Annotated in this window: 9 protein-coding genes; 8 read left to right on the plus strand and 1 reads right to left on the minus strand. The window is 34.0% G+C overall.

The annotated features are described in order from the left end of the window. Positions 1 to 18: 18 nt before the first annotated feature. From C5Q98_RS01875 to C5Q98_RS01885, 3 genes are read left to right on the plus strand one after another with little or no spacing between them, the layout of a single operon-like run. Entirely contained in the window at positions 19 to 2,637 is a 2,619-nt protein-coding gene (locus C5Q98_RS01875) for an ABC transporter permease (protein WP_106012040.1), read from the plus strand. A 7-nt stretch (positions 2,638 to 2,644) separates the two neighbouring features. Further along, the gene (locus C5Q98_RS01880; RefSeq protein WP_158695675.1) at positions 2,645 to 3,277 is read left to right on the plus strand and encodes a response regulator transcription factor; all 633 of its coding nucleotides are present in this window, start codon (positions 2,645 to 2,647) and stop codon (positions 3,275 to 3,277) included. Further along, positions 3,267 to 4,439: a sensor histidine kinase gene (locus tag C5Q98_RS01885; RefSeq protein WP_106012042.1), complete on the plus strand. Its 1,173-nt coding sequence runs from the start codon at positions 3,267 to 3,269 to the stop codon at positions 4,437 to 4,439. Before C5Q98_RS01880 ends, C5Q98_RS01885 begins: the two co-directional genes overlap by 11 nt. A 31-nt stretch (positions 4,440 to 4,470) precedes the next feature. Here the strand turns inward: C5Q98_RS01885 and C5Q98_RS01890 are convergent, their stop codons facing one another. Further along, on the minus strand, positions 4,471 to 5,019 hold the full coding sequence (locus C5Q98_RS01890; protein WP_106012043.1) for a methylglyoxal synthase: 549 nt from the start codon (positions 5,017 to 5,019) through the stop codon (positions 4,471 to 4,473). 95 nt (positions 5,020 to 5,114) lie between these two features. On the opposite strand from C5Q98_RS01890, the gene uvrB reads away from it, so the two are divergent. From uvrB to C5Q98_RS01915, 5 genes are all read left to right on the plus strand, one after another. Further along, positions 5,115 to 7,172, plus strand: a complete 2,058-nt coding sequence (uvrB, locus tag C5Q98_RS01895; RefSeq protein WP_242967389.1) for an excinuclease ABC subunit UvrB — start codon at positions 5,115 to 5,117, stop codon at positions 7,170 to 7,172. 88 nt (positions 7,173 to 7,260) lie between these two features. Further along, positions 7,261 to 10,986: a DNA polymerase III subunit alpha gene (locus C5Q98_RS01900; protein WP_106012045.1), complete on the plus strand. Its 3,726-nt coding sequence runs from the start codon at positions 7,261 to 7,263 to the stop codon at positions 10,984 to 10,986. A 159-nt stretch (positions 10,987 to 11,145) separates the two neighbouring features. After that, complete coding sequence (pfkA, locus tag C5Q98_RS01905) at positions 11,146 to 12,138, plus strand: 6-phosphofructokinase (protein WP_106012046.1); 993 nt, start codon at positions 11,146 to 11,148, stop codon at positions 12,136 to 12,138. A gap of 57 nt (positions 12,139 to 12,195) precedes the next feature. After that, positions 12,196 to 12,828, plus strand: coding sequence for a CDP-alcohol phosphatidyltransferase family protein (locus tag C5Q98_RS01910; RefSeq protein ID WP_158695676.1), 633 nt, complete (start codon positions 12,196 to 12,198; stop codon positions 12,826 to 12,828). A 41-nt stretch (positions 12,829 to 12,869) separates the two neighbouring features. Further along, a complete protein-coding gene (locus C5Q98_RS01915; RefSeq protein ID WP_158695677.1) occupies positions 12,870 to 15,299 on the plus strand; it encodes an endonuclease MutS2 in 2,430 nt (809 codons plus the stop codon). Positions 15,300 to 15,392 lie beyond the last annotated feature (93 nt).

Below are 15,392 nucleotides of genomic sequence, written 5' to 3' on the forward strand. Positions count from 1 at the left end.
TAGAGTTTAGGTGAATTTATGAAACTATTAAATGAATTAACATTAAAAAATATAAGATTGAATAAGAAAAAATCAGTAGCAACTATAATAGGAATTTGCTTGTCAGTAGCTTTGATGTTTACGGTTTTGACCATGCTTTTTTCTGTTAGAAAAACAGTAGAAGATATAGTTAAAGATATGAGTGGTAAATATCATTTAGTGAATATATTGGGGGAAGAATATCAAGATAAATTGGAAGCTAATGTCGATGTAGATGAACTGCTAGTTAACAAAATTCTAGGATATTCAAAGATTAATTCCAAAAATGAATATATGCCATATATAAGGGTAATAGCTACAAGTAAAGCTGGATTAGCTGATAATAATTTGAAATTAATCAGTGGTAGACTTCCAGAAAATTCTAATGAGATCGTTTTGTCGAAAGAATTAATCAATAACTACAAAGATGATTTAGAAGAATTAAAAGCAGGCAAAACTATTAACTTAGACTTAGGAAATAGAAGATTATCTCAGGAAGACATAAGCCAGATAGACACTCAAGATCTTAAAAAATTAGAGCTACTAGAACAAATACAATTGAAACGTGTATATAATGAGACAGAACATATTGAAGACGTAAAAACTAAGACGTTCAAGATTGTAGGTATCATTCAAAGACCAAATACTATGACAGAGTCTTTTTCTGAACCAGGTTACAGTGCTTTTACACTAGATTCACCTGAATTAGGTGATATGGTACGTAATACAGAGCTTTTATATAGCCTAAAAGATCCCAAAAATATTGATGCACATATAAAAAACACATACAAAAATGCATCCTTAGAGCCCTCTTTATTCTTAGAAAAAAATAATGACTTACTAGCAATTTCAGGGTCTGGTTTGAAATTTAATCAATACAGATCAATAGTTATTATAGCTTCAGTAGTTTTAGGAATTATAATAATAACTTCTATTTCTATTATTAAAAACAGTTTCTCTATCTTGATAGTAGAAAAAACCAAGCAATATGGAATTCTTAAAAGCTTAGGTGCGACAGATAAACAAGTTAAAAAGAATATTCTATTTGAAGGTTTCGTACTAGGCGGGATAGGGTTCGGATTAGGAGTACTACTTGGAATAATAGCATCATTTATACTCTCTAAGGTTGTAGATGTCTTGACAATGGATGCTTTAGGAGCTGAAGCTGCTGATGTGAGTTTTGCATTTGTATTATCTTGGCAAGCAATAGCTATAACATTAGTCTTAACAGTAATAACAATTTACTTATCTACAATACTAATTGCTAGAAGATCAATTAAGCTGAGTCCAATAGAAGCTATTCGTTCTGTAAAAGATGTGAAACTCAATGCCAAAACAGTTAGAACATCTAAATTAACTGATAAACTTTTAGGAGTGAGTGGTTCAATTGCCAAGAAAAATATAAAAAGAAACAAGAAAAAATATAGAGCTACAGTAATATCCTTAGCGCTAAGTGTGGCAGTCTTTATAGTTATAAATTATTTTGTTAATTCAATTATTTACGGGGTGAACACTTTTGAAGGAGAGACAAATTATAACTTATCTCACTATGCTGGCGCACATAAAACTGATCCCGAACTTGATGAAAAGAAACTTTATCAAGAGGATCTAGATGTAACAAAACGAATAATTAATGAGGTTCTGGAAAACGAAAAATATGCCATATATGAGATTTCAGATTGGGTTATTAGTAGCAAATATTTAAATGAAGATTTCAAAAAAAGAATTGGGATAACAATTGATACAAATGTAAATGTTAAAGTTCATGAAGTCAATCCTGAGAGTTTTGATAAGTTGCTAGGTGAAAATAAATTCGGTGGAAATGTTGATTTCGTCTTCACTAATAGAGCGCAATATAAAACGGAAGATAATAAGATACTAATGTGTGATCAACTATCAGAAAGTAAAGTAAAAATTGCGCAGAATAATAATCCTAATTTAATTTCTGAAAAGGAGATAGAGCTATATAAAGTTGATAAATTGCTGCCAGGTATGGATGCATATACTAAAGGTTCTACAATAGATATATATACTAGAAAAGGAAGTCTTGGGGATAATGTAGAATACTCTTACTATATATTTGCGATTGACACAGACAATAATGAGCAAACTTTTGATAGTATTAATAAATTTCTAAGTGAAAATAATATTAATGATTATAGAATTGATAATATAGGGGCAAGAGAAAAGATGATTAACAACTTGCTCTTGCTTATTCAGATATTTGCCTATGGATTCATGATAGTAATGACTTTAATAGCTTTGACCAATGTGTTTAATGCAATTAGTAGTAATGTTTACTCAAGGCAGACCGAATTTGCATCTTTAATCTCTTTGGGAATGAGTAGTAAGCAGATGAACTTAATGAGCTTCTATGAAAGTTTAATACTTGGGATAAAAGCCTTGTTCTGGGGAATTTTAATAGGTCTTCTTGCTAACTATCTAATATACATTGGAATGAAAAGTAGCATAGAAGCTATGACTTACCAAATACCGTGGATAGCTTTACTAGTAAGCATTTTAACAACCTTCATTATCATATTCTTGATCATGAAATACTCTGTAGGTAAGATTAAATCTCAGAATATAATTGCGACAATTAGAAATGAGAATATATAATAAAAATATGAAAAAGATACTTATTGTAGAAGATCAGAAATTAATAATTAAAAGCCTTGAGTTGAATCTTGGCAAGAATTACGAAGTTAGCAGTTTGAGCTCATTTGCTCAGGCTGCTAGCTTTGATGTTTCAAAGTATGATTTAGCTCTAATAGATATATCTTTAGGTGATGGTTCAGGACTGGATTTATACGAAATATTTAAAGAGTACAAAGATATACCTATAATTTTTCTAACAGCTAATGATGAAGAGACGACTATAGTAAAAGCTCTTGATATGGGAGCTGATGACTATATAACTAAACCTTTTACCTTAGGAGAATTAAATGCCAGGATTAGGAAAGTGCTACCAGATTCTTTAAGTTTCAAAAACATAAGTATTAATGCCAAAGAGCATGTAGTTTTGCAAGATGGTATGCCTGTGGACTTATCTATACGTGAGTATCAGTTGCTTGAGATTTTCATAAAAAATAAAAATAAGGTCTTAGAAAGAACTCGCTTACTAGAGTTATGGGAAACTGACGATGAGTTTGTAAACGATAATACTTTGTCAGTTACTATAAGTCGATTGAGAAATAAGTTGGATTTAAAAGAATTAAAAACTATTAAACATGTAGGTTATGTGTTAAATGAGGAATAATAAAGTTTTAGCATTATTAATAGTTGTCTTAATACTCATTCTCTCTATTTTTACTGTAAGGGAGATAAAGTCAAGCTTCCAGGACGAAGCCAACCAAGCTGTGCATAAAATTCTTAGTGAAGTAAAAAAGACTAATCCAGACGTGAATGTAGGTCAACTAATAAAAGCTGCAAATACCCAAGATAAGCTAGATTTAAGCGAATATGGAATAGTTGGATCTACTGGTATTTTAGATTTTAATAATTCAAGGAATCAAGCTAATATAATTATGATACTCTTTGTTGTAGGAGTAACAACATTAATAGGCCTATACCTTATGTTTACCTCTATAAGTCAGAAAAGACAAATTCAACGTTTTATTACACAGATGGAAAAGATTAACCAAGGTATTTATGACATTAGATTAAGTACTAAGGAAGAAGACTTTGCTATACTTGAAAATGAACTATATAAGCTGACAGTAAAACTGAGAGAAGAGGCTGAAAATGCTAAGACTAGCCAAAGATTCCTTAAAAATACTCTAGAGGATATATCACATCAGATCAAAACCCCTATAACTTCTATGCAATTAATTATTGATAATCTCAAAGATCCTGAGATAGATATAAGTGCAAAAAATGAATTAATAGATTACTTACAAACTGAAATAGCTGCAATTACAAACTTGGTTCTCATGCTTTTGAATATTGCTACACTTGAATCCGGTACAGTTGAGTTTAAGAATGAAGATATAAACTTAGAAAAATTGCTTAATGAAGTTAAAACACTTTTAGCTCCTATTAGTAAAGCAAGAAATATAAATATTAGGATAAATGTGAGTAATACAATTTATACTGGAGATCCTAAATGGGAGAAAGAGCTTTATATTAATTTAATTAAAAATGCCTTAGAAAACTCAACTGGTCCAGAGGTGAACATAATAGCAAAAGATAGTCCAACATTTTTTGAGGTAGCGGTAATTAATGAATCTGAAGAAATACCAGCACACGCTAAAGATAAGATTTTCGAAAGATTCTATAAATTATCCTCAGCAGATTCAAGTTATGGTCTAGGCTTAAATATCTGCAAAATGATAGCCGAAGCGAATAATGCCAGGATATTTTTGCACAGCAAAGCGGGAGAGACCAATTTTACTGTAAGGTACTCTAAATTAGAATATTAAAGATAGCTAGGACTAAATTCACATGGATAAACTAATCATCTACATGAGAGAATTCGTCAACTCTACGGCGGAGGTTGCCACCAGCGTCAATAGCTTTTCGTTCGTAACTTTGGTTAAGATATGGAGAGCTGAAGACAAAATCAGCGGTAGCCCTATTAGTTGCAATAACACAATCATGCAATACTGCTAGACGTTGAAGAGCTTTAACATCTGGGTCATGAGGTTGCATTTCCATTGGGTCCCAAAAGAAAATTAAAATATCGATATCGCCTTCAGCAATGTCTGCTCCGATTTGTTGATCACCACCGACAGGACCACTCATGTAACTATCAATCTCTAAATTGAATTTTTCTCGGATTAGAGTAGAAGTAGTACCTGTACCACAGAGCTTATGGAGCTTAAGAGTCTCTCTATTTTCTTTGACCCAATTGAGAAGATCTTTTTTCTTATTGTCATGGGCGACTAGAGCAATACGTTTAACGGCACCTGTTGGGATTTCGTGAACATCATCTGCTTCAACTTCATTAATGAGCTCAAGCTCGAGGTCAGTAACATTTATTTTTTTATCATTATTGAGCATGGTAATACCTCTAATCTTTCATATTATTAATTTGATTATACTATAATGAATACTAATGATTATTATGGATGAAAAAATCCGGGGAGAAACGTATTTTGTCAAAGAAAAAAGATTTTTACAGTAAAGATTATCAAAATAATAAATTTGTCTTGAACTCAGATTTCAAGCCTACAGGTGATCAACCTGAAGCAATTAACCGTTTGGTTGAGGGAATTAATAGAGGAGACCACGAACAAACCCTTATGGGAGTTACTGGCTCTGGTAAAACTTTCACAATGGCTAATGTCATTGAACTTGTCCAGAAACCTACTTTAGTAATTGCACAGAATAAGACTTTAGCAGGACAGTTAACGGAAGAGTTTAGAACATTTTTCCCTAACAATGCAGTAGAGTATTTCGTCAGTTACTACGATTATTATCAACCTGAAGCTTATATACCGGGAACTGACACTTATATAGAAAAAGATTCTTCCATTAATGATGAGATTGATAGAATGCGCCATTCGGCAACAGCTTCTTTGCTCGAACGTAGAGATGTTATTGTGGTCGCTTCTGTATCCTGTATATATGGTTTGGGTAATCCAGAGGATTATAGCGAGCTTATGTTGCATTTGCGTTCAGGAATGAGAATTGATAGGGATGAGCTTATTGCAGAACTAGTAAGACTACAATATTCACGTAATGATTATGAACTGCTCCGTGGTACTTTTAGAGTCAAAGGAGATACAGTTGATATTCACCCAGTTAACTACGAAAACACTTTCTTAAGAGTTTCCTTTTTTGGTGATGAGATAGACCAGATGTTAGAGATGGATAGATTGAGTAATAAAGTGCTCTTGGCTAGACACTATGAATCTATTACCCCAGCAAGTCACTATGCCACCACAGAAGCAACAACACAAAAAGCTATTAAACGTATTGAAGCTGAACTCGAAGATAGACTTACAGAACTAAGAGATGAGGGTAAAATCGTTGAGGCATATAGGTTAGAGCAAAGAACTCGCTATGATATTGAAATGTTAGAGGAGACAGGGTTTGTCAAGGGTATAGAAAACTATTCCAGACACTTTAGTGAAAGAAAAGCTGGAGACCCGCCAAACACTTTAATTGACTTTTTCCCTGATGATTTCCTGTTAATGATTGATGAGTCACACGTTACTATTCCTCAGATTGGAGGGATGGCTGCAGGAGATAGAAGCCGCAAGAATTCTCTCGTGGATTTTGGTTTCAGGCTACCTTCAGCCTATGATAATAGACCTTTAACTGCTGAGGAGTTTTTTCCAAAAATTAACCAAGCAATTTATGTTAGTGCGACTCCTGGGAAATACGAGAGAGCTCATTCAAGTCAAATGGTTGAGCAAATTATTAGACCTACAGGACTTGTTGATCCTGAAATATCTATTAGACCAATTTCTGGACAGATAGAGGACCTCTTAGGAGAAATTAAAGCTACAATTGCTCGAGGAGAACGAGCATTGATTATGACTTTAACTAAGAGAATGGCAGAAGACTTTACAGATTTCTTACAGGAAAATGGTATTAAGGTTCAATATCTACATTCAGATGTTGTTAATGATGAGCGACTTGCAATTCTCAGGAATTTACGAAGTGGTAAAATAGATGTTATCGTCGGAATTAATCTCTTACGTGAGGGACTTGACTTACCTGAAGTATCGCTTATAGCAATTCTTGATGCGGATAAAGAAGGGTTCTTAAGATCTACTACATCGCTTATCCAGATTATAGGAAGAGCTGCTCGTAATGTTAATGGTAAAGTCATAATGTATGGTGACAAGATCACAGACTCTATGTTTGCTGCTGTACAGGAGACCAACAGAAGAAGAGAGATTCAAGAGGCTTACAATAAGGAGCATAATATTACTCCTCAGACTATTAAGAAAGAAATTAAGAATACCCTGGATACATTTGAGGAAATTGTCAATACTGAGGACTTGTCTGTAGATATTGAAATTGGTAAAGATTCAGACAGTATGCAGGATAAAATTGATAAAATGCCATTTGCTGATTTGCAAAAACTTATTGATCGTTTGGAAGATGAGATGCGTCAAGCTGCAGCTGCACTGGAATTTGAAAATGCTGCAGAGTTGAGAGATTTATTAATTTATGCTCGTGGAGCAATGGCAAGAAAATAAACAGATTATTGTTGACATAAAAGAAGCAAACACAAAATCTAAACAATTTTAGATGAGAAAAATTTACTAAAGACTAAGTGAGGTATTGATGGCTTTTACACATTTGCATTTGCATACAGAATATAGCTTATTAGATGGTGCAACCAGAATTGATAAACTTGCGGAGCGTTTAAAAGAGCTCGGTATGGATTCATGTGCGATAACCGACCATGGAAATATGTATGGTGCCGTAGAGTTCTATCGTGTGATGAAGAAAAATGGCATCAAACCTATCATAGGTTGTGAAATCTACGTAGCGCCTGAAGGTAGAACCAATAGAGATGTTAAGGGACACGGCTATAATCACTTAGTTATTTTGGCAGAAAATAATGAAGGCTTAAAAAATCTTAATAAAATAGTTTCTCAGGGTTGGATTGATGGTTATTACTATAAACCACGTGTTGACTATGAAGTCCTAAGAGAACATTCTGAAGGGATAATAGCTCTTTCTGGATGTTTATCAGGAGAAGTAGCAAGTGCACTGATCGATGATAACTATGAACTGGCCAAATCTAAAGCTTTGCTTTATTTAGATATTTTTGGCGAAGGTAATTTCTTCCTTGAAGTTCAGGCACATGGTATGGATTTACAGAAAAAAGTTAATAAATTAAGTAAACAACTTAGTGAAGATACAGGTATACCTTTAGTCGCTACAAATGATAGTCACTATCTATTTAGGGATGAAGCAGAGACGCATGAAATTCTTTTAGCTATGCAGACTGGTACAACACTTAGCGACCCTAAGAGAATGAAATTTGATACTGATGAGCACTTTGTGAAATCCGAAGCGGAGATGAGATCTACTTTGCCAGAATTTACTGAAGCTATTGAGAATACCTCTAAGATTGCTGAACGTTGTGAGATAGAGTTTGATTTCGATACCATCCATTTGCCTGTTTACAAACCTGAGAATGGACAAGATTCAGTTAGCTTTCTGCATGATTTAGCCTATGAGAACATGAAGAAAAAATACAGAGAAAATTCTGAACATCCTTGGGAAAAGTATCAGGAAAGACTTGAATATGAGCTGAAAGTTATAACTACCATGGGCTATACAGACTACTATTTAATTGTTTGGGATTACATAAATTACGCAAAAGCCAATGAGATAATGGTAGGTCCAGGACGTGGTTCTGGTGCAGGATCCCTGGTCGCTTATTCTATAGGAATAACCAGCATTGATCCAATGGAATATAGTTTACTTTTCGAAAGATTCTTGAATGTTGATAGAGTTAGTATGCCTGACTTCGACGTCGACTTCTGTTATGAGAGAAGACAAGAAGTTATAAATTATGTATATAACAAATATGGTGAATCTCAAGTCTGTCAGGTTATAACCTTTGGTACGCTCGGTGCGAAAACAGCCGTTCGTGATGTTGCTAGAGTTATGGAAGTTCCTTATGCCATATCTGACAGTATATCCAAAATGATACCTAAGACTCTAGATATAACATTAGAAAAAGCATTGAATGTTAATCCTGAGTTGAAAGAAAGATATGACACGGATGAAACAACAAGAGAAGTTTATGACATTGCTAGAAAATTTGAAGGCATGCCAAGGCATACCTCAACTCACGCTGCTGGTGTAATAATTTCAGGTATAGATATTACAGACGTTGCACCGTTGGCGAGAAATGATGAAGCTATAGTAGAGCAATATGACAAGAAAACTATAGAGAGTTTAGGCTTGCTCAAATTTGACTTCCTTGGACTTAGAACTTTAACAGTTTTACGAGATACTCGAGATATGGCTAGAGCTAATAAGAATGAAGATATTGACTTCGACAATATGGCACTAGATGATCAGAATATTTATCGCATGATTAGCCAAGGAGATACTGCAGGGGTTTTCCAACTTGAAAGTGCAGGGATGACAAGCTTCATGCAAGAGTTACAACCTGAGAACTTTGAAGATATTATTGCAGGTATAGCATTATATAGACCGGGGCCAATGGAGAATATCCCTCAATATGTCGAGTCACGTCATGATAATAGCAAAACTCATTATGACCACCCAATGCTCGAGTCAATATTAGATGTTACTTATGGAGTTATTGTTTACCAAGAGCAAGTTATGCAAATAGTGCAGAAGCTTGCAGGCTTTAGCATGGGCCAAGCAGATATCCTTAGACGTGCCATGGGAGACAAAAATCCTGCCTTAATGGCATCTTATGAAGAGTTATTCTTGTATGGTGGTGAAGATGAAAAGGGTAGACCAATAGATGGTTGTATTAAACGTGGAGTGGCTGAGCAGACAGGTAAAAAGATTTTTAAAGACTTACAAGCTTTTGCTGGTTACGCATTTAACAAAAGTCACGCCGCAGCCTATGCAATGGTGGCTTACCAAACAGCATGGTTGAAATATTATTATCCACTAGAGTTTATGGCGGCTATGCTTAACTCATTCTTAGGAGACCTAGGTCAAGCTGAGAACTATTTAAATGTATGTAAATCAATGGGTATAGAAGTTCTTCCACCAAATGTAAATTACTCTTATGCAAAATTCACGACAGAATCAGGTGCAATTAGAATTGGTTTAGGTGCTATAAAGAATATTGGAACTTCACAAATTAATACTCTGGTAGAAGAGCGTGATTTGAATGGTAAGTTTAAAGATTTTGGCGATTTCTTACAGAGAGCACATGAGCTAAGTATTAGTAAAAGAGTTATAGAGAGCCTAATATATGCTGGTGCATGTGATGATTTTGGTGAATATAGATCTCGCTTAATGAGTGCATTAGAACCTTATTACGATATGCTTAATCAATCTGGAAATAAACAGATGAAGAGTCAGATGTCTCTGTTTGACTTTGGTCATGAAGAAGTTATGGAGATATCAGCACCTACATATTTAGATGTGCCAGAGTATAGTAAGGCAGATTTATTAGGTAAGGAAAAAGAAATGTTAGGTGTATATATATCTGGACATCCACTTGAAGAATATTCAAGACGTTTAAGACATAAATCTGTTACTAACTCACAAGATCTTAACCCTGATACAGAGCCTTCAGAGTCTATAAATGAAGCGGATAGTTTACTGCAAACTGAAGTGAAACATTATGATGGTGAGCCTGTTTTTATGGCAGGGATAATCAATAAAAAGAGGAATGTAACAACTAAGAAACAAGAGTTAATGTGTTTTTTAGAGTTAGAAGATCTTAATGGTAGTTTCGAGTTAGTAGTTTTCCCAAAAGCATACGTTAAGTTTAATACAATATTGCGTGAGGGCGAGGTAATAATTCTCTACGGTAAGATTAGTCAAAAAGATGATTTCCCAAATAATGTTATATTGGAGTATGCGGAGGCTTTACCGAAAGATGAAGTGCCTCTGGATGAGGGTAGTAGATTTATTAAGTTGGATAAAAAGTTGGATAAAAATATAAACACTGAAAAAATCAAATCTGAAAAAAATGAAGATGAAGATACGGTGAAAGCTGAAACTAGTATTACAAAATCACTTGATACTCATAATACTCATGATACTCATAATACTCATAATACTAATCCAACAACTACATCAGATTATGAAGCTTCTAATGAAGTAGAAGAAAAAACTGAAAGTAAACTATATATTCGAGTTAAAACTCAAGAAGATGTAAAATTTGTCTCTAGCCTTGCAGAAGATTACCCAGGTAATACAAGTTTATTTATATACATGGAGAATAATGGTATGGATCATGCAGTATCTGAGGGGTTAAAAGTTTCCTTGCATCCGGATTTTCTCTATGCGTTGACATCAGTTTTTGGAGTAAATAGTTTATGGATAGATGTCTAAAAGCATTTATTTATTAGTAGTAAATACAGTTACAATGATCTAAAATTTAGAATAGTTAAATGATGAAATAATCCAACAATAAAATAATGTTTTATACTAGAAATTTGTATTAAAATTTAATAGAATATATGGAGAGCTAATGCGCAAAGGGGGAAAACAATGGCAGATAAATCAAAAATGAATCCAAATATAAAGAATATTGGTGTTCTAACTAGTGGTGGTGACGCTCCTGGAATGAACGCTATTGTTAGAGCTGTTGTAAGAGCAGGTCTATCTTTTGGATATGGTATGTACGGTGTAAGACGTGGATTCCATGGTTTATGGCGTGGTGATATTGAAAGATTAGAAACTAAGGACGTCTCTGGAATATTGCAACGTGGTGGTACATTTTTGATGACAGCTAGAAGTGATAGTTTTAGAACTCTAGAGGGCCAAAAAAAAGCCAAAAACATGATGGATGTATTTGGTATTGATGCATTAGTAGTTATTGGTGGTGACGGTACATTCCAAGGTGCTCAAGCATTAACTAGACTAGGTGTACCTGTCATATGTATCCCAGGTACCATTGATAATGATATTGACTGTACAGAATATACAGTCGGTTTTGATACAGCATTAAATACTGCTATGGAAGCAATTGACAAAATTAAAGATACAGCTTCATCACATGAACGTTGTAGTGTTGTTGAAGTTATGGGTAGAAATGCTGGTTATTTAGCTCTTGAAGCAGGAATTTCCACTGGTGCAGAAGTTATCTTAATCCCTGAAGTTGAATGGGACTTCAACCAAGATGTAGTACGTAGATTGTTATACTGCAGAAATGCAGGTAAAAACCACTATGTTGTACTTGTTGCTGAGGGTGCAGGAAACGCAGAAGAAATTGCACAAAAAATTCAAGATGAAACAGGTATTGAATCCAGAGCTACAGTATTAGGCCACATGCAAAGAGGTGGTAGTCCAACCGTTAGAGATCGTTATACAGCTTCATTAATGGGAGCAACAGCCATTGATTGTATCAATGAAGATAATATGAATAGAATCATTGGAGTCAAGGGTGGACAGATCGTAGACATTGATATCGAAGAAGGTTTGGCATCCAAGAAGGTTCTTAACAAAAAAATCTATGATATTGCCGGTTACATTGCCATATAGTAAGATTTTTAATTAGTATATAAATAAGGTTAAATTTATTGTTTGGGGGAGTATGTCTTGACAGAAAATATAGGTAAAATTGATTGGAAAAAACAGATTACTGTTCCCAATTTAATATCATTGATTAGACTTTTAGCTATACCGTTCCTGGGTTATGAGATCTACCAAAGCAAAGGGTTTTCAACACTTAGTGTTATATTATTTGCAGGAATTTGGGCAACTGACTTTTTAGATGGTTATGTTGCACGTAAATTTAACCAAGTTTCAGACATAGGTAAGTTATTAGATCCAATGGTAGACAAAGTTCTGCACACTGTTACAGCAGTTATGATGACAGTTGTTGGAAGAGTGCCTGTCTGGGTTATGGTAACCTTGGTTATTAAAGAAATTTTGATGGTTATATCAGCAATGTACTTGTTAAGCAAGAAAATCATAGTAAGTTCAAGATGGTATGGTAAGTTGGCGACTGTCTTAGTTGCACTTGCCTTTGGAATAGTTTTCTTATTATCTCCAGATTATGCTTGGTTGAGTGGATATATATTTATTGTACCTATGGTTATGCTTTATTTTGCAATGTTTGCATATCTATATAGAATTAGATTAGTGAAAAAACATAATTTACTACATGAGGCTGAGATAAACTCAAGTGGCTTTAGAGATATAAGTTCAATAGATATCAAAAACTGGTAATATTTATAAATTCTTAAACTCGCTTAATTGGAGGTGCCCTTTTGTCAGCAGCAAAAGATTTATATATAAGAGCACAAGATAATTTAGAATTCCCTGAAGTTTTAAATAAACTTGTGGAATATGCAAAGTCTGCTTCCGGTAAAGAGATTTGCCTGAATCTTGAAGCAAGCTCAGATATAGAAGAGGTCCTACATAGACAAAAAGATACAGCTGATACCCTTAAAGTTCTGGTCCAAAGAGATGGATCAGTGATAAGTTCTTTCCCAGAAATTACAGAATCAATTAAGAAAGCAAAAAAAGCAAAAGTTAGCTCTTCTGTTTTGAATTTAGAAGAGCTTTATTATATACGTGTTTTTTTAGAAAAAATTACTGAAGTTAGTAAATTAAATCCTAGTGAAGATTCAGATTATTACTTAGAAGATAATAATTTTTATCATGAAATTGAAAGATTAGTTGTTTTAAATAGACTGGAAAAAACATTAAGTAGGGTAGTTTTATCTACTGATGAAATCGCTGAAAATGCTAGTCCTAATTTGAGACGCATTAGAACAGAGATTAAGAAAGTTCAAGAACGCATTAAACGTGATTTGAGTAAGATTTTAGAGAAGTCATCAGATATTCTGCAAGAGCAAATTGTAACCTTGAGAAGGGGACGTTATGTAATACCAGTTAAGGCAGAGAATAAACATAAAATACCAGGTATTGTTCATGATAGCTCACAGAGTGGTCAAACATTATTTATAGAGCCTCTTGCAGTCGTTGAAGCAAATAATAATTTAAGAGAGCTATATGCAGAAGAAGAAAGAGAGATATGGAGAATTCTTTCGGATTTAACTCAGCTTGTTAGAGAAGATGCAGATTTAATAATCGACAATAATTCAATTATGGCAAAGCTTGACTTTATGCAGGCCAAAGCAAGCTTAGCAAGAAAAATGAAAGCAATTCAACCTAAGTTAAATAATAAAGGGCATATTAATCTTATAAAGGCTAGACATCCACATATTGAAACAGACCAAGTGGTTCCTATAGACTTGAGCCTAGGTGATGGTTTTAGAAGTTTACTAATTACTGGACCAAATACAGGTGGTAAAACTGTTTCTCTAAAAACCTGTGGATTGCTTACACTTATGGCTATGAGCGGGCTTCATATACCGGCTGCTGCTAATTCAGAAGTATCTGTTTTTGAACAAATTTTCACAGACATTGGTGATGAGCAAAGTATTGCTGAAGATTTATCTACTTTCTCCGCTCATATGCAGAGTTTAGTTACAATTACAGAAAATGTTAATGAGCAAACTTTAGTTCTTGTTGATGAGTTAGGTTCTGGAACAGACCCTAAAGAAGGTGCAGCTTTAGCGATTTCAGTGTTGGATTATTTACAAAGTAAAAATGCTGTAACCTTAGTAACTACTCATTATAAAGAACTAAAAGTATATGCACTAGAAACTCCTGGTGTAGAGAATGCTTCTATGGAGTTTGATGAAAAGACTTTGATGCCTACGTATAGAGTATTAGTAGGAGTACCAGGCACATCTCATGCTTTTTCTATAGCGAAGAGAATGGGATTAAATGGAGAAATAATTGCTAAAGCTAGAGAACAGTTAAGTGAAGATGAAATCAACTTCGAGAAAGTTCTTCGTGAAATTGAAGAAAGTAGATTAGAACTTGAAAAGATTAGAGAAGAGAATGAAATCTTGCAAAGAGATCTAGATTCAGAGATTAACAAGACAAAACAAATTAAAGAACAGTATGAGGCAGCTAAGTATAAGCTCAATAGTGACACCAGAAATGAAAAAAGATCAATGCTAAAGCAACAAAGTCAAGCTGTAGATGAGCTTATTACTGATTTTGAAAACAAATTAAAGAAACTAGAAAACGTAGATTTTGATGATATAAAAGCACTTAGATCAATGCTTCGTAGTGAACTTAAAGATGTTGAGGCAGAGATTGGTGCTGATACTTTACAAAAGTTTAAAGCTTATAGTGGCAAGGTTAATGAGAAATCAAAAGAATTAGGAATGGGTGATGATGCATTTGCTCCTAGTTTAGGACTAGAAGGTACAATAATAACCGAGCCAGATAAGCAAAGTCAGGTGCAGTTTAAGTCAGGTCAATTGACGGTTACATTGCCATTATCGGCTTTGGAAGCTAGTCGTGGCAAAGCAAAAGTAGATGATAAGTCAAAACAACAAAGTAGATCAGTTAGATCTAAAGTTAGAAGTAATTTTAGTCCAGAAATAAAATTACTAGGAGATACAGTTGAAGAGGCCTTATATAAACTTGATGATTACATTGATGATGCAGTCTTAGCTAACGTTGAAAGAGTAAGGATTGTACACGGTAAAGGTACAGGTGCACTTAAACAAGCTGTTCACGAGTTCCTGCGAAAAGATAGACGAGTTGTTAAATATGAATTGGCAGAATTTGGCGACGGTGATGCAGGTGTAACATATGCATATTTGAGAGCTTAAAATAATAGAAATTATTAGAATTATATTTTGAATTATAATTAAAAGTATTAATTAAAGTGAATTCAAATATTGTTTAATTTATGATATTATTGT

It is taken from the genome of Fastidiosipila sanguinis (assembly GCF_002998295.1).
GTDB lineage: Bacteria > Bacillota > Clostridia > Saccharofermentanales > Fastidiosipilaceae > Fastidiosipila > Fastidiosipila sanguinis.